We start from the raw sequence: 22,725 nt of genomic DNA on the forward strand, positions 1-22,725 counted from the left end.
CTGGGCCTGTAGGGAGTACTTTTCTGCTAGGACAGTGCTCTGCAGGTGAAAAAGGGCCTTACTGGCTTACAGAGATCACATTCTTCCCGCCGACCTTCGCGCCGGTGACATCGATCTTGTCCAGTTCGAACATGGCGGAAAGGAAATCCGCCATCCACTGCAGCAGCTCGATATCCCGCAACTTCGGGGAGGTGACGTTGCGGCCGGCCTTCGGGAACCCCAGCTGAATGGCCTTGGCCGCGGCGCGGTAATTGGAGCCCGGGTAAAGGCGCTTCAAGCGCACCTGCTTCGAATCCGCCAAATCCACCGGGTGGACCTTAATACGGGTTCCCTGCACCGCAATATCGCCCACGCCTGCCCGGCGCGCCTGGTGACGCAGTCGAGCGACAGCCAGCAAACGGGTAACTGGCTCCGGCAGCGGGCCGTAGCGGTCTTCCATTTCTTCTACAGCCAACTGCAGATCGTTATTGTCCTTCGAGGCCGCGAGCTTGCGGTAGACCTCCAGGCGCAGGCGCTCGGAGTTGATGTAATCCTCTGGGATATGGGCGTCGACTGGCAGGTCGATGCGGATCTCCTTCGGTCCCTCGTCGGTGGCCTTCGGAACCTCGCCACGGGCAAGGGCCTTGAAGGTCTCCACTGCCTCCCCGACCAAGCGGACATAAAGGTCGAAGCCGACACCCGCGATGTGGCCGGACTGCTGCGCGCCCAAGACGTTGCCGGCACCGCGCATCTCCAAGTCCTTCATCGCCACGGCCATGCCGGCGCCCAGATCATTGTTCTGGGCGATGGTTGCCAGGCGGTCATAGGAGGTCTCGGTCAGCGTGGCGCCCTTCGGGTACAGGAAGTAGGCATAGCCGCGCTCACGGGAACGACCCACGCGCCCGCGCAGCTGGTGGAGCTGAGACAGGCCCATGTGGTGCGCGTTTTCCACGATGAGCGTATTCGCATTAGCGATGTCCAGGCCGGTTTCCACGATCGTGGTACAAACCAGGACGTCGTACTCGCGGTTCCAGAAGCCCTGCACCGTCCGTTCGAGGGCTTCCTCGTTCATCTGGCCGTGCGCCACGACGATGCGCGCCTCCGGCACGAGATCGCGGAGCTCGCGGGCCTTCTTTTCAATGTCAGAGACCTTGTTGTGGATGAAGAAGGTCTGGCCGTCTCGCAGCAGCTCGCGGCGGATCGCCGCAGCAATCTGTTTGTCCTCGTAAGCACCCACGTAAGTCAGGACCGGATGGCGGTCTTCCGGCGGGGTCAGGATGGTAGACATCTCGCGGATGCCCGCCATGGACATCTCGAGGGTGCGCGGAATTGGGGTCGCAGACATCGTCAGCACGTCAACGGAGGCTTTAAGCGCCTTGATATGTTCCTTATGCTCCACGCCGAAGCGCTGCTCCTCGTCTACAACGATTAGCCCTAGGTTCTTCCAATGCACACCTGTTTGCAGCAGGCGATGCGTTCCGATGACGATATCGACGGAACCGTCTGCCAGACCGGAGACAATCTCCTTGGCGTCCTTCGTCGACGTAAAGCGGGACAGCACCTGAATGTTGACCGGGAAACCGGTCATGCGCTCGCGGAAGGTATCAGCATGCTGTTGCGCCAGCAAGGTGGTCGGCACCAAAACCGCCACCTGCATTCCGTCCTGCACCGCCTTGAAGGCTGCGCGCACCGCTACCTCGGTCTTGCCATAGCCCACATCGCCGACGACGACGCGGTCCATCGGCACGCTGGATTCCATATCCTGCTTCACAGAGTCGATGGCCATCATCTGATCTTCAGTCTCGACATATGGGAAGTTATCTTCCATCTCCGCCTGCCACGGGTTATCCGGCGCAAACTGGTGTCCCGGCGCGGCTTGGCGCTTGGCATAAAGCTCCACCAGCTCGCCCGCGATTTCGCGGACTGCGGCGCGGGCTTTCTTCTTGGTGTTCTTCCAGTCCGAGCCGCCCATCTTGGACAGCGTCGGCTTCTCGCCGCCGGTGTACTTGGAGAGCAGATCCAGCGAGTCCATCGGGACCCAGAGCTGATCGGCCGGCTGACCGCGCTTCGAGGAAGCGTACTCCAGCACGATGTACTCACGTCGGGAGGTTTCATCACCCGACTGAATCGTGCGCTCGGCCATCTTGAGGAAGCGGCCAATGCCGTGGGTTTCGTGCACCACGTGGTCGCCCTGTTTGAGCGCGAGCGGATCGACGCGGTTGCGGCGCTTTGCTGGGCGTCGCTTAGCGCCGGCGATGTCGCCCACGCGATTACCCGTCAGGTCGGTCTCCGTAATGACAACCAACGGGAGCTGTTCCTTCTGCGAGCCGCCGGCGCTGCGGGCCTTCGGGAATACCAAGCCCGCATGTGAAAGCGCCTGATACAAAGTGACCTCGCCAGGCGTCGGCTCCCAGCCAGGAGTCGCGACCTTGGTGCGGATGCCCTTTTCCGCAAAACGCTCAACCATGCGCTTGATGGCACCCTGAGCCGGCGCGATAAACGCCGCACGGCCGCCGTCGCGGGTATGCGCGAGCAGCTGCGCCATCATGGCGTCGATTTCCTTAATGTCACCACGCGGCGTCGGGCCCGGTTCATACTCGAGCGGCAAGGTCTGCGCCTCGTCGGCCATGAACATTCCAGGGGGCGCAAAGGTCCACAGCGGCAAACTCGCATTAGCGCACGTTGCTTCCAAAGACTCGTAGGAACGGTAGCTAGCGGCCTCGGTGTCCAGGCCTTCAGCGGTCAAAGGACCATCCGCCCCCATGGCAGCGGCTTCCCAACCGGCAGCCAAGAATTCCGCGTCCGTGGACTCTAGATCCGCAATACGGGTGCGAATCTTTTCCGGCGCGACCAGCAGCACGTGGGTACCCTCCGGCATGAATTCGGGAAGGGTGACCAGCGGGGCGTCGCTAAGCACCGCCAGCAGCGCCTCCATGCCGTCGGCCGGAATATGCTCACCTACCTTGGTCAAAAGCTCCACGAGGGCAGCATTGCCCGGGTGCTGCAGGGCAAGGTCTTGGGCACGCTTGGCGACGTCGTCAGTAATCGGAAGCTCACGCGCCGGGAAGATGTCCACCGCGCCGACCTCAATCTCTGGAATCGCGCGCTGATCAGCGACGGAAAATTGCCTGATATCGGTAATTTCATCGCCCCAGAACTCCACACGCACCGGGTAATCGAGCGTCGTGGGAAAGACATCCAAGATGCCGCCGCGGACGGCATACTCGCCGCGCTTGGCCACCATGTCCACGTGCTTGTAGGCACGAAACTCCAGCTGTGAGACGATGGCCTCGAGCTCGATTTCCATGTCCTCGGCCAGGCTGATCGGACTGCGGCCTTCCACGTTTTTCAAGATCGGTTGGCTATATCCACGCGCTGCTGTGACGACGACGCGCAGCTTGCCTTCTGCAATGCGGTGCAGCACCTGCGCGCGGCGGCCCACGATATCCGCGCCGGGCGAAAGGCGTTCGTGTGGAAGGGTTTCCCAGGCCGGGAACTGGGCAACCTTGTCCCCCATCATCGCGGTTAACTCCGCGGTGAGGTCCTCGGCCTCACGGCCGGTGGCGGTAACGACGAGAACGGGCGCCTGATTCGCCAGCGTGCCGATAGCCCACGGGCGCGCTTGGTCGATGCCGGTGATGTGCAGGTGTGGCTCGCCTACCTGGGTGGCAAGCCCTTTGAGTTTCGGGTCGGAAGCCGCGACCTTGAGTAGTCCGGCGAGCATCGGCGTTGCCACTTAGTTAGTTCCTCTCAGTTTTGGCTTAGCTTCCATTCCAGACAGCCCATTCCAGCACAAGTTTACGATGTGCGCAGCCACCACTTCCTTTGCCGGCTGGCGGGTATCCAGCCACCATTGGGCGGTCATCGAGACCATGCCGACTAGCGCTTGGGCATAAAGTCCTGCCAGTTTCGCGTCGAGGCCGCGGCGCTCGAAGGCGGCGCCCAAGATATAGGAGACCTGCCCCACGGAGGAATTAAGCAAAGTGGAATAGGAGCGTTCGTCGCCGGGCTTGGAGTCGCGTACGAGGATTAAGAATCCATCGGTTTCTTGCTCCACGTAGTTTAAAAGTGCGACAGTGGCTTTCTCGATGCGCTCGCGCCAGGTGCCTTCGCTAAGCGAATGCGTGATCACCTTCTCCAGGGCGAGCATCTCGCGGTCCACGATGACCGCATAGAGGCCTTCTTTTCCCCCGAAGTGCTCATAGACCACGGGCTTGGAAACGCCAGCTCGCGCCGCAATCTCCTCCACGCTGGCTCCGTCGAACCCCAGCTCGGCAAAAGCCGCTCGGCCAATCACGATCAATTGCTCGCGACGTTCGCGTCCAGTCATCCTCTGTCGAACCATGCGATCAAGCTTAGTGGGTGGCATTTGTAATTAAGGCATACGCGTCAGGTACTATTAGCAACGCACGCCTTGAGCGCGCGGTTATTCCCCATGGTGTAATCGGCAACACTACGGTTTTTGGTACCGTCATTCTAGGTTCGAGTCCTGGTGGGGAAGCCAAGGAAACTCCTGCTCACTTCGCATTTCGAAGGAGCAGGAGTTCTTTTATTTTGAGACCTCGAAAAGCCTAGGAAGTCGCAGACGGAGTCGCGTACGGGCTACGGGATGAGTCCACTACTTGCCCAGCATGTGCGCTATGCGACGCCCCAGCAGACTTCTCGAATACAAGCGCCGCCGGCTTGACGCGAACGTCGGGTTTTTCGCCCTTGTTCACCACAACCATCTGGCCCATCATGCCCTTGTCCTCGTGCAGGAGCATGTGGCAGTGGTACATGTACGGAATGGTCTTATCCGGGAAGTAGCCCAACTCCACGAGCAGCTTGGCGGTTGCCTTGGGCGGAAGATTGACGATGTCCTTCCAGCCCATCGTCGGAACCGCGATGTCCTTGCCATCGCCATAGTCATAAGACAAGACCTTGAAACGCGAATTGTGGATGTGGAAGTTGTGCGGCCAATCGCTATTTTCGTTGGTCACAGTCCATACCTCAGGCTTGTCTTCCTCGATTACGGTGTCCACGCGGGCCATGTCCATGGACTCACCGTTAATCATGAAGGTATTGAGCACGAACTCGCGCTCGGTCAGCCCCTCGGCAGACGGGACGTCGGCAGCCGCGGGATCCAAGGTTTGCGGCAGAGCTGGCACTGCAGGCGCATCCTCCCCCGGCGCGGTGATATGCAGGATGTCAAAGCTGTCCTTGAAGCCAAAGTCCGCAGAGTACTCATCTTCGGGGATGCTGAAGTTGTCCTTGCGCGGCACCGACTGCAACACCACGTCCTTGCCGGGCTCCAAGTCCACGAGGACCTCGATGCGCTCGCCTGGTCCGATGAGAAGCTCGTCAACCTCAACGGGGGCGTCGAGAAGCCCGGAGTCAGTAGCGATGACGTTAAACGGCGTCCCATTATCCAAGGCCAGTGTGTAGAAACGCATCGAAGCGCCGTTGAGCAAGCGCAGGCGAACCCGGCGCGTGGTCGCGGCGAAAGAAGCATTCGTGATGCCGTTAACCACAGGAGTAGTGCCCATGAGACCGAGAGTGCCGTCAACCTGGTGATCGAACTGGCCGTCCTCAGTGAACTTCGCATCCATAATGACCACCGGAATGTCATCCACGCCGTACTCAGAAGGAATGTCGAGCTTATCCGATACGTCGTCGTCCAAGATAAACATGCCAGCAAGTCCGCGGTAGGCATGGGTTGCCGTGGCCATATGCGGGTGCGGGTGATACCAGACGGTGGCGGCGGGCTGGGAAACTTCCCACTGTGGCTTCCATGTCTTGCCCACCTCAATCGGCGAGTGTGGTCCACCATCGGAATAGGCCGGAAGCTTCATTCCGTGCCAGTGCACTGTGGTCATTTCCACCAGGTTGTTGGTGATTTCCGCGCGAACCTTGTCGCCCTTGTGTGCGCGCAGCGTCGGGCCAAGGAACGGGCCGTTAAAGCCCCAAGTGCGGGTGTTGTTATTGCCAGAGATAACCTCCGAATGGCCGTCTTGGGCCGTGAGCTTAAAGACCCTTGTACCGCCATCCATCTCACCTTCTAAAAGTGGCGGGATAGGAAGCGGCCGCGGCGCCGCGTCATAGCCCACCGGGGCCGGCTGATCCTTATTTTTCGTATTGGCACAAGCCGTGATGGCCGCACCCGCCGCAGCGGCAGAAGCAGTAAACAAGACACCTTTAAAAAAGACACGACGCGTAAAACCCATAAATTCCAGAGTATTTTAGTTGGCTACTAAGCCAAACCTATTTCGGCCAATTCAGGTATTAATCACATACGCTTGATTTATGCCGATCCCAGACCAAGAGGCTCGTCCAGCCCGCCTTTTCGCATCTTCAAACGCCTTACAAGGCATCGGTGACCAATTAGTCTCCGGAAAGACCGTCCTGCCCTGGCTCTTTGCGCAGCTGGGCGTCCCGCACTCTTTTACCGCACTCCTGGTGCCTATCCGAGAGTCTGGCTCCATGCTCCCACAGGCCGCACTGACCCCGTGGGTAACTTCCCGTCCGACCCGCAAGAAGCTATGGGTGTGGGGCTCGGTCGTTCAAGGCATCAGTGCCCTCGTGATTGCAGGTGCCGCAGCGGTATTTGAAGGTTGGGTTCTCGGCACGATAACCATCGCCGCGCTTGCCGTGCTTTCTGTTTTCCGCGCTTTGTGCTCGCTGACGGGAAAAGACGTCCAAGGCCGGACCATTTCTAAAGGCAGCCGCGGTGAGGTGACGGGGCTTGCTGCTCAAGCATCGGGCGCGGTAACCCTACTCGTTGGCCTTGTGCTCGCGTTCTTGGGCCAGCTTCCGCCACTGGGGCTTGCCGCAGTTCTCGGTGGCGGTGCGCTGAGTTGGTTCGTTGCGGCAGCGATATTCTCCTCCATCGATGAGCCCGTTCCGGATGAAGCAGAAACCGCGGCCGCCAAAAAGGATGCATCCGAGGGTCCCCGTTGGTGGAGCGATACTTGGAAGCTATATACCTCCGACGAAGATTTCCGCCGCTTTGTTAACGTGCGCGCCCTTTTGCTGGTGACTGCGCTATCAACCACTTTCATCGTCACGCTTTCCCATCAAAGCGGCACCACGGTGCTCAGCGGACTCGCAGGCTTCGTGCTTGCTTCTGGCCTTGCCAACTTAGTGGGAGGAAAAATTTCCGGCATCTGGTCGGATCGCTCTTCCCGATTGGTGATGTCGTGGGCGTCGGTTGCGGCGTCGCTGACCCTAATCCTCGTGGTCGCTTGTGCTCATTGGGCACCAACCTGGGTTTGTGCTTGGGCTTTGCCGCTGGGGTTCTTTTTGGTCAACCTCGCGCACACAGGCATCCGCGTCGCGCGTAAGACTTACATCGTGGACATGGCAGGTGGCGATAAGCGCACCTTTTATGTCGGTGCGGCCAACACGATGATGGGCGCAATCTTGCTTGTTGTAGGCGCAATCTCCGCAGTCATTTCCCTTGCCGGGCCTACCGCTGCCCTGCTTTTCTTGGCTGCACTCGGCTTCATCGGAGCTTGGCGCGCCAGGATGCTGCGTGAGGTCTCTGCCTAGTTCATAGCAAAGCCAGCGCCGAACTGGGGTGTGCTTTATCCCCCAATAACTACGTGGGGCGTTAAGATGTGGGACATTACTCCCTAAATAAGACTCGACGACAGGAGAACGAAGAAACTCGTGGCAGATACAACTAAGTGCGCGATTGTTGTTCTAGCAGCGGGCGCTGGCACCCGAATGAAATCCGCAAAGCAAAAGACTTTGCACGAAATCGGCGGGCGCCCGCTCATCGGGCACGCGCTGCATGCTGCGGCTGGTATGCACCCGGAGCACCTCGTCGCCGTCGTCGGCCACCAGCGCGAGCAGGTCTCTCCCGCCATTGAGGCCATCGCCGCAGAACTGGGAACCGAAGTCTCCCAGGCAGTGCAGGAAGAACAAAACGGCACCGGCCACGCAGTGCAGTGCGGTCTCGAGCCACTCCCCGACTTCGATGGCACCGTCATCGTCACCAACGGTGACGTCCCCCTTCTTCGCACTGAGACCATCCGCGAGCTTTTCGACGCCCACGTTACCGCCGGCAACGCCGTGACGGTTCTGTCGATGCAGCTTGCTGACCCAACCGGTTATGGCCGCATCGTCCGCGGCGCAGATGGCAATGTCGAAGCCATCGTTGAGCAGAAGGATGCAGCAAGCGAGCAGCTTTCCATCGACGAGGTCAACTCCGGCGTATTCGCTTTCGACGGCGCAATTCTGCGCGACGCCCTAACCAAGCTCGATTCCAACAACGCCCAGGGCGAGCTCTACATCACTGACGTTTTGGAAATCGCCCGCACCGCAGGCCACAACGTCGGCGCGCACATTGCTGCCGACGCCGGCGAGCTGGCAGGCGTCAATGACCGCGTCCAGCTCGCCGCAGCTGGCCGCGAGCTCAACCGCCGCACCGTGGAAGCCGCCATGCGCGGCGGTGCCACCATCGTCGACCCTGCCACCACCTGGATTGGCGTTGACGTCACCATTGGCTGCGACGTTCTCATCCACCCGGGCACCCAGCTGTGGGGCAAGACCCACATCGCTGATGGCGCAGAAATCGGACCAGACACCACCTTGACCGATATGCAGGTCGGCGAGGGCGCCAAGGTCATCCGCACCCACGGTTCCGAGTCTGTGATTGGCGCTAACGCCAACGTCGGCCCGTTTACCTTCATCCGCCCGAAGACCGAGCTCGGCGAAGGCGGTAAGCTCGGCGGCTTCGTCGAGGCAAAGAATGCCCAGATTGGACGCGGTTCCAAGGTTCCGCACCTGACCTACATCGGCGATGCCACCGTGGGCGAGGAATCCAATATCGGCGCTTCCTCCGTATTCGTCAACTACGACGGTGTTAACAAGCATCACACCGTAATCGGCAGCCACGTGCGCACCGGATCTGACACGATGTTTATCGCACCAGTCAATGTCGGTGACGGCGCTTATTCCGGGGCGGGTACAGTTATCAAGGAAGATGTTCCTGCGGGAGCACTCGTGGTCTCCGGTGGCAAGCAGCGCAACATCGAAGGCTGGGTTCAAAAGAAGCGTCCGGGCACTCCGGCAGCAGAAGCTGCCGCCCGCGCACAGGACAACAACAAGTAAGGGGAATTACCGCCCATGACTGGCAAGGTAACCGGCAGCAGCAAGAATATGAAGCTCTTTTCTGGGCGTGCACACCCAGAATTGGCTGAGGCTGTGGCCAAGGAACTGAAGACGGACCTCGTTCCAACCACCGCTCGTGACTTTGCAAACGGTGAGATCTTCATCCGCTTCGAAGAGTCTGTCCGTGGTGCAGACTGCTTCGTAATGCAGTCCCACACCCAGCCGCTGAACAAGTGGCTGGTGGAGCAGCTCATCATGATCGATGCGCTCAAGCGTGGTTCCGCAAAGCGCATCACCGCTATCCTGCCGTTCTACCCATACGCACGTCAGGATAAGAAGCACCGCGGCCGCGAGCCGATCTCCGCTCGCCTCGTTGCTGACCTGCTGCAGGCAGCGGGCGCAGACCGCATCGTTTCTGTTGACCTGCACACTGACCAGATCCAGGGATTCTTCGACGGCCCGGTCGATCACATGCACGCAATGCCGATCCTCGTGGACTACATCAAGTCCAAGTACTCCCTGGATAACCTCGCTGTGGTTTCCCCGGATGCTGGCCGCGTCAAGGTGGCTGAGAAGTGGGCGCATGAGCTTGGCGACGCCCCACTGTCCTTCGTTCACAAGACCCGTTCCACCGAGGTTGCTAACGAGACCGTATCTAACCGCGTTGTCGGTGAGGTCGAGGGCAAGGACTGCATCCTTCTGGATGACATGATCGATACCGGCGGAACCATCGCTGGCGCAGTTCGTGTCCTGAAGGAAGCAGGCGCGAAGTCCGTCGTCATCGCTTGTACCCACGGCGTCTTCTCCGATCCGGCACGTGAGCGTCTGTCCGAGTGCGGCGCTGAGGAAGTCATCACCACTGATACCCTTCCGCAGTCCACCGAGGGCTGGTCCAACCTGACCGTTCTTTCGATTGCTCCACTGCTGGCTCGTACCATCCACGAGATCTTCGAAAACGGCTCCGTAACCACGCTCTTCGAGTCGAACTAAGCACTTAATAAGCAGCACATAAAAGACCGTCCAGCACACGGCTGGGCGGTCTTTTCCATTTCCACAAACAGAAATGAATGAACCTGTGCTACGACTTGCATGTCGGCAACGGATACCGCACCACAATGAAAGGACATAATGATATGACCTACAATGCGAACTATTTCTCTGGGGAAAGCAAATACAGCAAAGGTGTCGCAGCTGTGCTGTGCGTCCTTGGTCTCTTCCTTGTGGCTGGTCTACACCGCATATATGTGGGAAAGATCGGAACTGGTCTGCTCTGGCTCTTCACAGGAGGACTCTTCTTAGTGGGAACCATCGTGGATCTCATTATGATCGCCACAGGGGAATTCAAAGACAAGAGCGGATACAAGCTACTCTCCTAAACAGAACACAAGGAACCTCCACCTGAATTGATCCAGGTGGAGGTTCCTTGTGTTGTTGTTCTGCTTGTTACATCTTAAGGTAATTCCGCCTGCACAATTGGACAGCCTGCATGAGCTTATCTCCATGAAGAGCTGGTGGGATAGCGTCGATAGCCTCGCTAAGGTGGTAGGCAGCGCGCTTAGCGAGGCCGATGATTCCAATGACTTTTCGGCCGAGGACTACGAAGCTGACGAAGGCTAGGGAGTTGTCGGCGAAGAAGAGCAGAAGTAACTTGCCTGCTCTCGGCGCTGCGTGTTAGTATTCTCGCTGTCTCGGCGAGGGCTGCCCAGAATTGGAAAGCCGTTATCGACGCGATTAGAAGTTATTTCACACGTTTTAAGCCTGCGATGACTCGACCAAGACGACCATCGGCAGGCTTTCGCCGTTTTTCGAACTCGCTAAAGTCTCGCCGCACCAATCTTTGACACTAGGAGTTTTACTATGGCAAACACCCGCCCAGTATTGAAGGCAGAAGTACGTAACGAGTTCGGCAAGGGCTTCGCTCGCCGCCTGCGCGTTGCTGGCAAGGTCCCAGGCGTTGTCTACGGCCACGGCGTTGACGTTCTGCACTTCGCTGTTGACCGTCTCGAGCTGACCGCACTGGTTCGCGCACACGGCGTCAACGCTGTTTTCGAGCTCGAGCTCGAGGGTGAGCAGCACCTCGTCATGGTCAAGCACGTTGACCAGAACGTTCTGACCCTGGACATCGACCACATCGACCTGCTTTCCATCAAGCGCGGCGAGAAGGTTGAGGTTGAGGTTCCGGTTGTTCTCGAGGGCGAGAGCGCACCGGGCACCATGTCCGTTCAGGATGCTGACGTCCTCCTCGTTGAGGCAGACGTTCTGAACATCCCAGAGGAGATCTCCGTTTCCATCGAGGGCCTCGAGGACGGCGCTGTCGTCACCGCTGGCGACATCACCCTGCCAGAAAACACCACCCTGGTTGCAGATGCAGAGACCGTCATCGCTTCCATCTCCCTGCCTGAGGTTGACGAAGAGCTCGAGGCAGCCGCTGAGGCTGCTGAGGAAGGCGGCGCTGAGGCTGGCGCTGAATCCGCAGAGGAAGAATCCGCAGAGTAATTCAGAGTTTCTCGCTCTTTTACGCGCATTCGCCCGCACTGGCCATCGTGGCTGGCGCGGGCGTTTGCCCGTTTTCACGCCAAGAGCCGCTCTTTCGCACCGGCATGAGACAATGGCTTAGTGACTGATTATCTCGTCGTCGGCCTGGGCAACCCGGGCCCCAAATATGCCGGAACCCGCCACAACATCGGTTTCGATGTTGTCGATGAATTAGCTAACGACAACTTCACCAGCTTTTCAGTGCATAAGAAGACCAACACCGAAGTTGCCGAAGTTCGCCTTGGCTCGACCAAGTTATTCCTTGCCAAGCCGCGTTCTTTCATGAACCTCTCTGGTGGCCCTATCAAGGCACTCCTCCAGTACTTTTCGCTATCCCCTACAAACCTCATCGTGGTCCATGATGAGCTGGAGCTGGAATTCGGCGTCGTCAAGCACCGCGTCGATGGTGGCGACCACGGGCACAATGGCCTGCGCTCCACCACCAAGTCTCTGGGTACCAAGGATTATCAGCGGCTTTCCATAGGCATCGGACGCCCACCGGGTCGAATGGATCCCGCAAGCTTCGTGCTTAAACCGTGGGCAAAGAAAGAGCAAGCGGACATCCCCATCATCTGCGCAGACGCAGCACAAGAAATCACCCGCATCGCGTCCGCGAGTTAGCTGCGCTTGCCGACGCCGCTCCAGTTGCGGCGTGGCATAAGCTGCTTTAGGGTCTGGGCTATGACAGTTTTGGGGGAACTGGCCAGCACGTTAAGTCGGGGCATGGATATTGTCGAAGAAGCCGTGGGCAAGACAGCGAGTGAAATCGCTAGTCTCGGGGTGCCCGATGCTCTGGCAATAGACCTTGCAGCCCTCGCTGAGCCCTTCGCGCCCAGTAACTCTTTTCAGCGCTTGCGTCGCGAAACCATGGAACGCGGGCGTGCTCACTCCCTTACTACGCTCCTTGCCGTGGAAAAGCAGGCCCGCAAGTTGCGCACGGAGGCCGAACGGTGGCGCGTGCGCCATACGGCTTTGGCCACGGCCGGTGATACGAGAGACGTCGAGAAGAAGGCCCGCGAATTGGTTGCTGCGCACTCGCCTCGCCGCGAACGCAAGCCTGGAATACGCCTGGCCCAGCATCCCGATGGTCAAGCTACCCTGACTATTTGCGGCCCCTCCGCCGACCTCACCGATATGCGCGACAGCCTTGACTGCAGCAGCGCTGAATCTGCACTCGCGGGGCTAAAACAACGCTGGTTCGGCGAAGGAAACCCTAGTCAGCCAGCAATTTCTGTCATGTTGGTGACAAAAATGGAAAACTACGCGCGGGCCTTGGAAGGCCACGAAGTCTGGTTCCAATTGAGCAATGGCGCGCTCATCTCCTCGACTGAACTGGCTACCCGGAACATCCTTGATCACGGCTTCCACGTACTCATGCATCCTGTGCATGGGCCTGTGAACCTGCACCGCGTCTCGCGTTTTGCCTCCACCAAGCAGCGGCTTATGGCTACTGCGGAAAACCCGCGCTGTGCCTGGCTCGGCTGCAAAAAGGGCGCGAACGATTGCCAAGTCCACCATCTAAAGGCCTGGCGCCATGGCGGCGAAACATCCGCGGAAAACCTCACCATGGCCTGCCAGTATCACAATGCCGTCAATGACGACGAGACCGCCGGTGGACGCGGATGGCTAGAGCGGCATGGCACAGTCTATTGGGTTCCGCCCAGCGGCTGGTACATCCCACCTTGGACGGATAAATCTCCGCCGCCGCTTAACTCGCCGCTGCCAGATTGGTTGGAAGAAGAACGCAACTACCTCGACGAAGAGCTGAGCAATTTCTCAGAACACGCTACTTAGCTCGCGAAGCAAGTTGTCTAGCCCGCCCACGGGCCAGATTCGCATGCCTTAAAACTTCTCCCTGGCTTGTGCGCCAAGCTGCCTGCAACTCCGCGTAAAATTTCCGACATGAAACTTGCCACCTTGCGAACTCAGTTTGGCACCACTGCGATCCGCATCGACGGCCCCGGCGTGGGCGTGGAGCTCGACTTTGACGACGTCGGCCAGCTCCTGCAGGCCGAGGATTGGTGCAAGTCCGCGCAACTTTCTGGCGAGCCGATTGCTTTTCGCGAGCAGGACTTAGCGCCCGTCATCCCGACGCCGTCGAAGATTATCTGCGTGGGCGTCAATTACGCCAAACATGCGCGTGAGATGGGGCGTGAACTGCCTGAGCAGCCTACCTTGTTCGTTAAGTTTCCGGAGGCGCTCACCGGCCCCTACGACGATATCTATGTCCCCGACTGGGCCACGAGCAAGCTCGACTATGAGGGCGAACTCGCCGTGGTTATCGGCTCTCGTGCGCACAATGTTGCGATGGCAGACGCGCTCGAACACGCCGCAGGCTACGCCGTGATGAATGACTACACGCTGCGGGATTTCCAGCGGCGTACCACTCAATTCCATGCCGGCAAATCTTTCTACCGCACTGCTGGATTCGGTCCATGGCTAACCACTTCTGATGAGTGGGCGCCTGGCGGCAACGCGCGCATTACCACCACCGTTGATGGCGAGGTGCGCCAAGCGGATAACACCGATGACCTGATTTTCTCCGTCGCGGAGCTCATCGCGTTCTGCTCAAAGCTGTACCCGCTTAACCCCGGCGATGTCATCGTGACCGGCACGCCCGAGGGCGTGGGATTTGCGCGTCAGCCACAGGCCTTTATTCAGGACGGCCAAACCGTCCGCATTGAGGTCGAAGGCTTGGGCGCTATCGAAAACACCACGCACTACGGCGAAGCGCCTTCTGGATGCGGGCCGGAGTGCACGTGTGGTTAATTACTATGCTTGTGCATAATTGTCCTGGATTTATTACCTATCTTCGCAGATAGCGGGCTAAAATTAAATCCATGAGCAAGAAATCCAAAACCGCCCCTGCCAAGCTCGATAAGGAAGCTTACGAGGAAGAACTCAAGCGCCTGCAGGCCGAACTCGTCGAGATGCAGCAGTGGGTTGTAGAAACCGGTGCCCGCATCGTCATTATCATGGAAGGTCGCGACGCTGCAGGTAAGGGCTCTGCTATCAAGCGCATCACCCAGTACCTCAACCCCCGCACCTGCCGCATCGAAGCTCTGCCTAAGCCCAACGACCGTGAGGCCGGCCAGTGGTACTTCCAGCGCTACATCGAAAAGCTTCCGACCGCGGGCGAAATAGTCATTTTTGACCGCTCCTGGTATAACCGCGCCGGCGTCGAGCGAGTCATGGGCTTTTGCTCCCAACAGGAATACGTCCGCTTCTTGCACCAGGCGCCCCAGCTCGAAAACATGCTCGTTGAAGACGGCATTATTCTGCTGAAGTACTGGTTCTCCGTCTCTGACGAAGAGCAGATCGCGCGCTTTAAGTCCCGCCGCAACGATCCGCTGCGTCGCTGGAAGCTCTCTCCCATGGATCTGCAGTCCATCACCCGTTGGGAGGACTACTCCCGTGCAAAGGACGAGATGTTCGTCCACACCGATACCCCGAACGCTCCGTGGTACACCGTTGAATCTGAAGACAAAAAACGCTCTCGTATCAACGTCATCAACCACATCCTAAAGACGGTTCCGTATCAGCACGTCGAGCAGGTGGTTCCGGAGATTCCGGAGCGCCCGGCTGAAAGCGGCGAGGAATACCAGCGCCCGCCGCGCGATGAGTTCGCCTACGTCCCCGATGTGGCCGCCGAACTTGAGCGCGACAAGGTTGCTGCACACAAGTCCGAAGGCAAAAAGCACAAGGGCAAGAAGAAAAAGAAGACCGGGAAGCACAAGTCAGACAAGTAGTCATCCCACCAACTGCTGAGCCTTGCCGCCCCGCCCGCTAAGGATTAACCTGCGGCCGCGGGGCGCGCACGGCAAGCACAAGGTATGCCACTGCGATGAGGACGAAGTCTGCTGCGCATATCGCCGCCCACCACTGCGTGGTATCCAAACCGTCAACGAACCAGTGTGGTCCAATGAAGGTAAGCAGCATCGTCGCGATCGCCACGGGCGTAGCGCCCGGCACCCCACCACGGGTCCAACGCACGAGCTGCGGGAGAAGCAGCACCGGCAACCAAACCCAGTGATGCGACCAGCTCACCGGGGAGATAAGAAGTGCTACAAGCGAGTTGAGTCCTAGCAGCACCACCATGTCACCGCGGTGTCGCCACATGGTCACCGCGATGACGCAGAAGGCCACCAGCGACGCGCCAACCCACAGGCCGTGGCCCTCCCCTGGCCCGAGGGCACGCTCAACGACGCCGCGGAGAGATTGATTGCCCACGTAATCGATTCCACCGATCCGGGTCGGATCGCCCAAGGTATGCGTCCAGTATTCGCGGGAGTCGGCCGGCAAGACGAGTGCTGCCAACAGCGTCGCTGCAATTCCGGTCGCTACGGACATCGCCGCAGCCTTAAATTGCCGGGTGATAAGGAAATACAGGCCAAAGACCGCAGGAGTAAGCTTGATGGCCGCCGCAAGTCCCACGCCCCACCCACGGAGACTGCGGCGACCAAAGACATCGGCGAGCACGAGAAACATCAGCACGATGTTGATCTGGCCAAACATGAGGGTCTGCCGCACGGGTTCTGTCACCAAGGCCAACGCAAGCAGCCCGGTGCTCAGCCACCCTTTGCTGCCACCGAGATACTCAGCAAGCCCCAGCATGTCCACGATACGGTGAATGCACCACCAGAGCGCCGCGGTTGATACTGCGAGCATGATAACCGCTGCGACCGAGTGCGGCAGAAGCGACAACGGGGCAAAAAGCATTGCGGCCAACGGCGGATATGTAAAAGGCAAATGCGCCCCACGCACATCGAAGCCGTCGTCGTAGAGCGACTGGCCTGTCAGCACCGCGCGACCGCCTGCAGCGTAGACATCAAGATCGATGTAATACCGGAGGTGAAAACCTCGTAATACTGATGGTGCCAGCGCCGCGCACAACGCAGTAATAATGACAAGCCTTCCCCAAGGCGTACCGATCAGCCATTGCCCGGCGTTTATCCACCGAGACGCAGGAGATTGATTGCTACCAGCATTTTCAGCTATTTCAGCGCTTTGGGCACGGTGTGGTTGCGAATGCCTGGGTTTAGATTTCACATCGAAACATCCTAAAACTCAGCCGTGGATACACGTAGTCGAACAACCCACTCAGGGGTACGTGCGCCCTAGCACTACAACCCGATCCCATGCCTGCCTAAACAAAGACCCCTGGAGCCACACCGAAAATGTGGCCCCAGGGGTGGGTAGCGCTTAATCTGCGCGAAAAGGCTTAGAGCTCGTGTGCCTCAACGCGAGCCGGGAATACGCGAGGACGTGCGCCTGCGATGTCCTCGACGATGCGAATTACCTGGTTGGAGTAGCCGAACTCGTTGTCGTACCAGACATAGAGAACCAGGTGCTTGCCGGAAGCGATGGTTGCCAGGCCGTCGACAATGCCGGCGTGAGTGGAGCCGACGAAGTCAGAGGAGACAACCTCCGGAGAAGCAATGTAAGAAATCTGCTGGCGCAGGTCAGAGTGCAGGGAAACGTTGCGCAGGAAGTTGTTGACCTCGTCGCGCTCGACTTCCTTCTCCAGCTCCAGGTTCAGCACTGCCATGGAAACGTCCGGGGTAGGAACGCGGATAGCGTTACCGGTCAGCTTGCCCTCAAACTCCGGAACAGCCTTGGAGACTGCCTTCGCAGCACCGGTCTCGGTGAGAACCATGTTGAGACCAGCTGCGCGGCCACGACGGTCACCCTTGTGGAAGTTATCAATCAGGTTCTGGTCATTGGTAAAGGAGTGAGCGGTCTCCACGTGGCCGTGGACAACGCCGTAACGATCATTGATGACCTTAAGAACAGGGGTGATGCCGTTGGTGGTGCAGGATGCGGCAGACAGGATCTTGTCAGAATCCTCGATGGTGTCATCGTTGATGCCGTAGACGATGTTCTTCAGATCGCCCTTGCCCGGTGCGGTCAGCAGCACGCGGTCGATGCCCTTGGACTGCAGGTGCTGCTCCAGGCCAGCGCGGTCACGCCATACGCCGGTGTTATCAACCAGGATGGCATTGTTGATGCCGTAAGCGGTGTAGTCGATATCAGCCGGGTCGTTGGCGTAGATCATCTGAATCTTGGTGCCGTTTGCCCAGATAACGTCGTTTTCTTCATCCACAGCGATGGTGCCGTTGAAAGCACCATGAACGGAGTCGCGGCGCAGCAAGGAGGCACGCTTGAAGATATCGCCGTCGCCCTTCTTGCGGGCAACGATGGCACGCAGACGGACGCCGCCGTATGCAGCCTCACGAGCGATCAGGATACGGGCCAGCAGACGGCCGATGCGGCCAAAGCCGTAGAGCACAACGTCGGTGCATTCCTTATCAACAGCAGCGCCAACCAGGTCGCAGAGTTCCTGCTCCAGGTAGTCGCGCAGGTTGTTGGCGTCAGACTCAGAGTAGCCAGAAGCCAGGCGGCCCAGGTCGATGGAGGCAGAGCCCAGGTTCATGTCGCACAGTTCCTTCAGGATAGGAAGGGTCTCTGCGGTGGAAAGTTCGCGCTTTGCAATACGACGTGCGTAGCGGTGCGCCTTCATGATGTCGATGTCCGTTACGCCATTCAAGTTGCGGCCGTAGATGGTGGCAACAACGTTGTTGGTGCGGTGCAGTTGGTGGATCAGCGGGATCATTTCCTGAGCAAGCTCAAGGCGCTCGTTCCAGTCAGCGTGTCCAACCTGTGCGTTCGCAGTCACGTGTTCTTTTCCTTTACTCGTCATGGGGGTAAACCAACATTCAACCGTAAATATTAACGCCTAGTGTTGCCCGTTTTGGCATAGACACCGCAGGATTTCCGCCACACTACCCCCGTTTATTTTCTCCACCTGCTCCCCCACCAGGCAATAGGCCACTGCAGCATCCTTTTCTTGGCGGCGTGGTTTCAAGATCGGATTCAAGAAGGGGTACATCGGGGGCATTTTTGGGTGGGCCCGAGTGAACTCAGTTTCCAGCCCACGGGCAAAGCGGCCGGAAAACGCGCGAGTGGATACGCTCTTGCCGCCGCCTGCGAGAAGCTCGCGATTAAAGGTGCTGGTTCCAGCCTCCTCGGCCAGCAAGAAGGCCGAACCACAGCTGGCTGCTTCAACGCCTGGCCATGAAAGGGCTTGTGCAACGTCTTCGGATGTACGCAGCCCACCTGCGACAATCAGCGGTAAAGGGGCGTCGCCAAGCGCGGCGTAAACTGCCGCCACCAGCTCCGGCAGCGGGCGCCAATCCGGATCCGCTTCGGCATCCCAGACCCCGCGGTGCCCGCCGGCCTCAGGCCCCTGCACACACAACGCGTCTACCCCAGCTTTTGCAGCAGCGATAGCTTCTTCCGGCGAGGTAACCGTGGTCCAAGCCTCCGCTCCCGCAGCGTGGATACGGCTAATCTCGCCAAGACTAAAGGTACCGAACATGGACCACAGCACCGCCGCGCCGCCATCTAGCGCTAGCTGGAGCTTGTCCTCCCATCCGTTGGAATAGTCGACGCTAGGAACCTCCACGCCTTCTGATTCCGCCATAGCGCGCACCGCCGCCATCGAGTCTTCACCCAGCGGCTTCTGCGGGCAGAAAAGATTGACCCCGAAATGCTCGCCCTCGCAGGCCACAATCTGTTCCCGCGCCGCTTCGAGGGAAGCAGTGCCCAATGCCAAAGCACCAAAGGAGCCGGCTGCCGATGCCGCCAGAACGCTGCGCGGGGTCGTGGGTCCCCCGGCCATGGGGGCGGGAAGTATTCTGGCTTCTAAGCTTTCAAGTAGTGTGCTCATCTCGCCCACACTAGGCAAAGGATGCGCGTAAGCTATTTTTTACTCCCCACATTAAGGTGTGTTTTATGTCTTCCCTCGGCGCAACCATCAAGGAATGTTTGCAGCAGCTTCGCTCTTCGGCGGGTTCTAAAGCAAGTACGGTGAAAGAGGGGCTTCACCGGAACACAGCACGCCAGAAGCAGGCTCCCCTGCTGGAAGTTTCCGACCTTTCTGGCCAATGGCTCGTGGTGGGCCTTGGCAACCCCGGCGCGCAGTACGCCGCGACGCGCCACAACGTGGGCTACATGGCAGTCGATGACCTTTTAGCCGATTCCGGAGATATCCTGCAGCCGGTTAAGGGCCATAAATTGTCCGCGGCGCAGGTAATGGTGGGCGATATTGCCGTAGTCGTTGCCCGTTGCGCAACTTTTATGAACTTGTCTGGTGACCCGATCGCTCCCTTCGCAGAGGAATTACAGATTCCAGCGGAGCGCATCATCGTGATTCATGATGAGCTCGATTTGCCAGCGCATAAGATTCGCATCAAGGTAGGCGGCAATGAAAACGGTCACAACGGGTTGAAGTCCTTGAGCGAACGCTTGGGAACCCGCGAGTACCCTCGCATACGCATCGGCATCGCCCGCCCGCCGAAGGGCACATCCATTCCGGATTATGTCCTGGGGCCGGTGGATTCCGGTACTGGTTTCGACGCCGCAATCGCCACGGCTGCCGACGCCGTGGGGCTCATCGTTTCCCGCGGCATTCAATTCGCGCAGAATGAGATTCATTCCCGCAAGTAACCCACCAGAGAAAGCTCATAACCCCTAAGCTTTAATTCATGAGCCACGACCCACAAACCATCGTCATCACTGGTGCCTCTGACGGCATCGGCGCTGCAGCAGCCCGCGTGCTCCGCGCTCAACGCCCGCAGGATCACCTGGTGCTGGTTGGCCGTAATCCCGAAAAGACCAAGGCTGTGGCAGAAAGCGTGGGGGCTTCCTTCCACCTAGCGGACTTTGAGTCCTTGGGCCAGGTGCGCCGCTTGGCAGAAGAATTAGGTGAGCTCGAGGAGATTCACGCGTTGGGAAACAATGCGGGCGGGATCTTCGATGGCCCCTTCACCACGGCCGATGGATTTGAACGCACGTGGCAGGTTAACGTGGTGGCGCCTTTCCTGCTGACTTCCTTGCTACGGGAGAAGCTGCGCAAAACGGATGCCACCATCGTGCAAACCGCTTCGGTGGCTAATTTCTTGATGTCTGCATTCGATCCGGGCGATCCAAATACCTTCCAGAAGTTCACCGCAGAGCGTGCCTACGGCAACGCCAAGCTGGGCGATATTTTGCTTACGCAGTATCTCCACGATCATGGGATGACTTCCGTGGCCTTCCACCCCGGCGTCTTGGCAACCAACTTTGCGCGGTCATCGCAAACCCGCACGAGCAAGTTCTACACCGGTGCCATCTCCAAGTACTTTGGAAAAGCCCAGGCCGGCGGCGAGAGCCTTGCTTATTACCTCACTGGCACGCCGGGCATGCACTTCGAGTCTGGCCAGTATTTCAACAGCAAGCGCAAGCCGGGCATGCGTCGACCGATGGCCAAGAAGGCAACCGTTGCTCGCCGCATCTTCGATGACTTGGGCGAGCAACTTGGCGTGGACTGGAATTAGTCGCTGCGGCGCGATTCCAGCACTTTAGGTCAAGGCCGCTAAACTTACGCGCATGAGTATTGCCTCCGAAGCCACCCGCCGTCGTACATTTGCCGTCATCGCCCACCCGGACGCCGGTAAGTCCACCCTCACGGAGGCGCTGGCGTTGCATGCGCACATCATTAATGAAGCAGGCGCCGTGCACGGCAAGGGCAACCGTAAAGCCACGGTCTCTGACTGGATGGAGATGGAAAAGGACCGCGGTATCTCCGTGGCTTCTTCTGCCCTCCAGTTCGAGTACGCCCCGGAGGGCCATACGGGTGAGCCTTACATGATCAACCTGGTCGATACCCCGGGCCACGCGGACTTCTCGGAGGATACCTATCGCGTTCTTACTGCGGTTGATGCCGCGGTCATGCTTATCGACGCCGCGAAGGGCCTGGAGCCACAGACCCTCAAGCTCTTCCGCGTGTGCAAGGCCCGCGGTTTGCCGATTGTTACGGTTATCAACAAGTGGGACCGCGTCGGCCGCGAGCCGCTGGAGCTCGTGGACGAGATCGTCAACGAGATTCAGCTACAGCCCACCCCGCTGTACTGGCCGGTCGGCATCGCTGGTGACTTCCGTGGCTTGGCGCACATCAATGAAGACGGCGAGGCGGATAACTACATCCACTTCATCCGTACTGCGGGTGGCTCGACCATCGCACCGGAGGAGCATTACGATCCGAGCGGCGCTGAGGCCAAGGAAGGTGATGCCTGGGAGACCGCCGTCGAGGAGGCAGAGCTACTGGCTGCCGACGGCGCGCTGCATGACCAGGAGCTATTCGAGCAGTGCGTTACTTCCCCGCTGATCTTTGCCTCCGCAATGTTGAACTTCGGCGTGCACCAGATTCTCGATACTCTCTGCGCCATCGCCCCGGCCCCGCGCTCGCGCGATTCCGATCCGAAGGCAATCGAGGCGTCCGGCGGCGCCAACGCAGCCATCGACGAGGTCCGCGAGGTCACCGATGACTTCTCCGGCGTCATCTTCAAAGTGCAGGCGGGCATGGACCGCAAGCACCGCGATAACTTGGCATTCATGCGCGTGGTCTCCGGCGAGTTCGACCGCGGCATGCAGGTCACCCACGCCCAATCCGGCCGCAGCTTCTCCACGAAGTACGCGCTGACTGTCTTCGGCCGCACGCGCGACACCATCGACACCGCCTACCCGGGCGACATCGTGGGCCTCGTCAACGCCGGTTCCCTGGCACCTGGCGATACCATCTACTCTGGCAAGAAGGTGCAGTTCAAGCCGATGCCGCAGTTCGCACCGGAGGCATTCCGCATTCTACGTGCGAAGTCTTTGGGCGATTACAAGGCCTTCCGTAAGGGCTTGGATCAGTTGGCTGCTGAGGGCGTCGTCCAGATCCTGCGCAATGAGGCCCGCGGCGACGCAGCTCCGGTGATGGCTGCGGTGGGTCCCATGCAGTTCGAGGTCATGCAGGCGCGCATGGAAGTGGAATACAACGTGGAAACCGTCACGGAGCCCATCCCGTATTCCGTTGCCCGTCGCACCGACGCCGAGTCCGCCTCTGAGCTCGGCCGCCAGCGCGGCGTGGAAATCTTCACCCGCACTGACGGCGAACTAATCGCCCTCTTCGGCGATAAGTGGAAGCTAGCCTTCATTGAGAAGGAGCACCCGGAGCTGACCATGGAGCCACTCGTCGCAGACTAGCTCTTCCCTCAGAGTAGATGTCAAAATCTCGTTAAGACCCAGATGTAG

18 protein-coding genes and 1 tRNA gene are annotated in these 22,725 nt (G+C 59.2%); 13 read left to right on the forward strand and 6 right to left on the reverse strand.

What is annotated here, in order from left to right:
* Window positions 1-58 precede the first annotated feature (58 nt).
* The gene (gene mfd, locus WM42_RS02235) at window positions 59-3,703 is read right to left on the reverse strand and encodes a transcription-repair coupling factor (protein ID WP_062039049.1); all 3,645 of its coding nucleotides are present in this window, start codon (window positions 3,701-3,703) and stop codon (window positions 59-61) included.
* A gap of 12 nt (window positions 3,704-3,715) precedes the next feature.
* The gene (locus WM42_RS02240) at window positions 3,716-4,324 is read right to left on the reverse strand and encodes a TetR/AcrR family transcriptional regulator (protein WP_062039053.1); all 609 of its coding nucleotides are present in this window, start codon (window positions 4,322-4,324) and stop codon (window positions 3,716-3,718) included.
* Between the two features lie 84 nt (window positions 4,325-4,408).
* Here WM42_RS02240 and WM42_RS02245 point away from each other — a divergent pair.
* A tRNA-Gln gene (locus tag WM42_RS02245) sits at window positions 4,409-4,483 on the forward strand.
* Between the two features lie 67 nt (window positions 4,484-4,550).
* Here the strand turns inward: WM42_RS02245 and WM42_RS02250 are convergent.
* Window positions 4,551-6,182 carry a multicopper oxidase family protein gene (locus tag WM42_RS02250; RefSeq protein WP_062035538.1) on the reverse strand — a complete coding sequence of 544 codons (1,632 nt, stop codon included), beginning with the start codon at window positions 6,180-6,182 and terminating at the stop codon, window positions 4,551-4,553.
* A gap of 79 nt (window positions 6,183-6,261) precedes the next feature.
* On the opposite strand from WM42_RS02250, the gene WM42_RS02255 reads away from it, so the two are divergent.
* The 9 genes from WM42_RS02255 to ppk2 all read left to right on the forward strand — a co-directional run bounded on the left by WM42_RS02255 (window position 6,262) and on the right by ppk2 (window position 15,356).
* Window positions 6,262-7,506, forward strand: coding sequence for an MFS transporter (locus WM42_RS02255; RefSeq protein WP_062035539.1), 1,245 nt, complete (start codon window positions 6,262-6,264; stop codon window positions 7,504-7,506).
* Between the two features lie 120 nt (window positions 7,507-7,626).
* A complete protein-coding gene (gene glmU / locus WM42_RS02260) occupies window positions 7,627-9,072 on the forward strand; it encodes a bifunctional UDP-N-acetylglucosamine diphosphorylase/glucosamine-1-phosphate N-acetyltransferase GlmU (RefSeq protein WP_062035540.1) in 1,446 nt (481 codons plus the stop codon).
* A 15-nt stretch (window positions 9,073-9,087) separates the two neighbouring features.
* Entirely contained in the window at window positions 9,088-10,062 is a 975-nt protein-coding gene (locus tag WM42_RS02265) for a ribose-phosphate diphosphokinase (protein WP_062035541.1), read from the forward strand.
* A gap of 143 nt (window positions 10,063-10,205) precedes the next feature.
* Window positions 10,206-10,448 (forward strand): TM2 domain-containing protein, encoded by a 243-nt coding sequence (locus WM42_RS02270; protein WP_062035542.1) that lies wholly within the window; start codon window positions 10,206-10,208, stop codon window positions 10,446-10,448.
* A gap of 481 nt (window positions 10,449-10,929) precedes the next feature.
* A complete protein-coding gene (locus WM42_RS02280; protein WP_062035544.1) occupies window positions 10,930-11,568 on the forward strand; it encodes a 50S ribosomal protein L25/general stress protein Ctc in 639 nt (212 codons plus the stop codon).
* Window positions 11,569-11,688: 120 nt separating this feature from the next.
* Complete coding sequence (gene pth, locus WM42_RS02285; protein ID WP_062035545.1) at window positions 11,689-12,228, forward strand: aminoacyl-tRNA hydrolase; 540 nt, start codon at window positions 11,689-11,691, stop codon at window positions 12,226-12,228.
* 102 nt (window positions 12,229-12,330) lie between these two features.
* Window positions 12,331-13,401 (forward strand): HNH endonuclease signature motif containing protein, encoded by a 1,071-nt coding sequence (locus WM42_RS02290; protein ID WP_062035546.1) that lies wholly within the window; start codon window positions 12,331-12,333, stop codon window positions 13,399-13,401.
* 108 nt (window positions 13,402-13,509) lie between these two features.
* A complete protein-coding gene (locus WM42_RS02295) occupies window positions 13,510-14,376 on the forward strand; it encodes a fumarylacetoacetate hydrolase family protein (RefSeq protein WP_062035547.1) in 867 nt (288 codons plus the stop codon).
* A 71-nt stretch (window positions 14,377-14,447) separates the two neighbouring features.
* Window positions 14,448-15,356 carry a polyphosphate kinase 2 gene (gene ppk2, locus WM42_RS02300; protein ID WP_061921420.1) on the forward strand — a complete coding sequence of 303 codons (909 nt, stop codon included), beginning with the start codon at window positions 14,448-14,450 and terminating at the stop codon, window positions 15,354-15,356.
* Window positions 15,357-15,393: 37 nt separating this feature from the next.
* On the opposite strand, the gene WM42_RS02305 is transcribed toward ppk2, so the two are convergent.
* The 3 genes from WM42_RS02305 to WM42_RS02315 all read right to left on the reverse strand — a co-directional run bounded on the left by WM42_RS02305 (window position 15,394) and on the right by WM42_RS02315 (window position 19,336).
* Entirely contained in the window at window positions 15,394-16,410 is a 1,017-nt protein-coding gene (locus WM42_RS02305) for a glycosyltransferase 87 family protein (RefSeq protein WP_061921418.1), read from the reverse strand.
* Window positions 16,411-16,828: 418 nt separating this feature from the next.
* Window positions 16,829-18,307, reverse strand: a complete 1,479-nt coding sequence (locus WM42_RS02310) for a glyceraldehyde-3-phosphate dehydrogenase (protein ID WP_167599039.1) — start codon at window positions 18,305-18,307, stop codon at window positions 16,829-16,831.
* A gap of 36 nt (window positions 18,308-18,343) precedes the next feature.
* Window positions 18,344-19,336 (reverse strand): nitronate monooxygenase, encoded by a 993-nt coding sequence (locus WM42_RS02315; RefSeq protein WP_062039057.1) that lies wholly within the window; start codon window positions 19,334-19,336, stop codon window positions 18,344-18,346.
* A gap of 65 nt (window positions 19,337-19,401) precedes the next feature.
* Between WM42_RS02315 and pth (WM42_RS02320) the strand changes: the two genes are divergently transcribed.
* Genes pth (WM42_RS02320) through WM42_RS02330 form a run of 3 tightly spaced genes read left to right on the forward strand, consistent with a single transcriptional unit; the run spans window position 19,402 to window position 22,677 of the window.
* Window positions 19,402-20,115: an aminoacyl-tRNA hydrolase gene (pth, locus tag WM42_RS02320; RefSeq protein WP_082787612.1), complete on the forward strand. Its 714-nt coding sequence runs from the start codon at window positions 19,402-19,404 to the stop codon at window positions 20,113-20,115.
* Window positions 20,116-20,153: 38 nt separating this feature from the next.
* Window positions 20,154-20,984, forward strand: coding sequence for an SDR family NAD(P)-dependent oxidoreductase (locus tag WM42_RS02325; RefSeq protein WP_062035548.1), 831 nt, complete (start codon window positions 20,154-20,156; stop codon window positions 20,982-20,984).
* A 52-nt stretch (window positions 20,985-21,036) separates the two neighbouring features.
* Entirely contained in the window at window positions 21,037-22,677 is a 1,641-nt protein-coding gene (locus tag WM42_RS02330; protein WP_061921410.1) for a peptide chain release factor 3, read from the forward strand.
* Window positions 22,678-22,725: the final 48 nt, after the last annotated feature.

The organism is Corynebacterium simulans (genome assembly GCF_001586215.1).
GTDB classification, from domain to species: domain Bacteria; phylum Actinomycetota; class Actinomycetes; order Mycobacteriales; family Mycobacteriaceae; genus Corynebacterium; species Corynebacterium simulans.

Coding starts and splice junctions, on each gene's coding strand:
- mfd (WP_062039049.1), bottom strand. CDS start 3,703: ATGCTCGCCGGACTACTCAAGGTCGCGGCTTCCGACCCGAAACTCAAA.
- WM42_RS02240 (WP_062039053.1), bottom strand. CDS start 4,324: ATGGTTCGACAGAGGATGACTGGACGCGAACGTCGCGAGCAATTGATC.
- WM42_RS02250 (WP_062035538.1), bottom strand. CDS start 6,182: ATGGGTTTTACGCGTCGTGTCTTTTTTAAAGGTGTCTTGTTTACTGCT.
- WM42_RS02255 (WP_062035539.1), top strand. CDS start 6,262: ATGCCGATCCCAGACCAAGAGGCTCGTCCAGCCCGCCTTTTCGCATCT.
- WM42_RS02265 (WP_062035541.1), top strand. CDS start 9,088: ATGACTGGCAAGGTAACCGGCAGCAGCAAGAATATGAAGCTCTTTTCT.
- WM42_RS02270 (WP_062035542.1), top strand. CDS start 10,206: ATGACCTACAATGCGAACTATTTCTCTGGGGAAAGCAAATACAGCAAA.
- WM42_RS02280 (WP_062035544.1), top strand. CDS start 10,930: ATGGCAAACACCCGCCCAGTATTGAAGGCAGAAGTACGTAACGAGTTC.
- WM42_RS02290 (WP_062035546.1), top strand. CDS start 12,331: ATGGATATTGTCGAAGAAGCCGTGGGCAAGACAGCGAGTGAAATCGCT.
- WM42_RS02295 (WP_062035547.1), top strand. CDS start 13,510: ATGAAACTTGCCACCTTGCGAACTCAGTTTGGCACCACTGCGATCCGC.
- ppk2 (WP_061921420.1), top strand. CDS start 14,448: ATGAGCAAGAAATCCAAAACCGCCCCTGCCAAGCTCGATAAGGAAGCT.
- WM42_RS02310 (WP_167599039.1), bottom strand. CDS start 18,307: ATGACGAGTAAAGGAAAAGAACACGTGACTGCGAACGCACAGGTTGGA.
- WM42_RS02315 (WP_062039057.1), bottom strand. CDS start 19,336: ATGAGCACACTACTTGAAAGCTTAGAAGCCAGAATACTTCCCGCCCCC.
- pth (WP_082787612.1), top strand. CDS start 19,402: ATGTCTTCCCTCGGCGCAACCATCAAGGAATGTTTGCAGCAGCTTCGC.
- WM42_RS02325 (WP_062035548.1), top strand. CDS start 20,154: ATGAGCCACGACCCACAAACCATCGTCATCACTGGTGCCTCTGACGGC.
- WM42_RS02330 (WP_061921410.1), top strand. CDS start 21,037: ATGAGTATTGCCTCCGAAGCCACCCGCCGTCGTACATTTGCCGTCATC.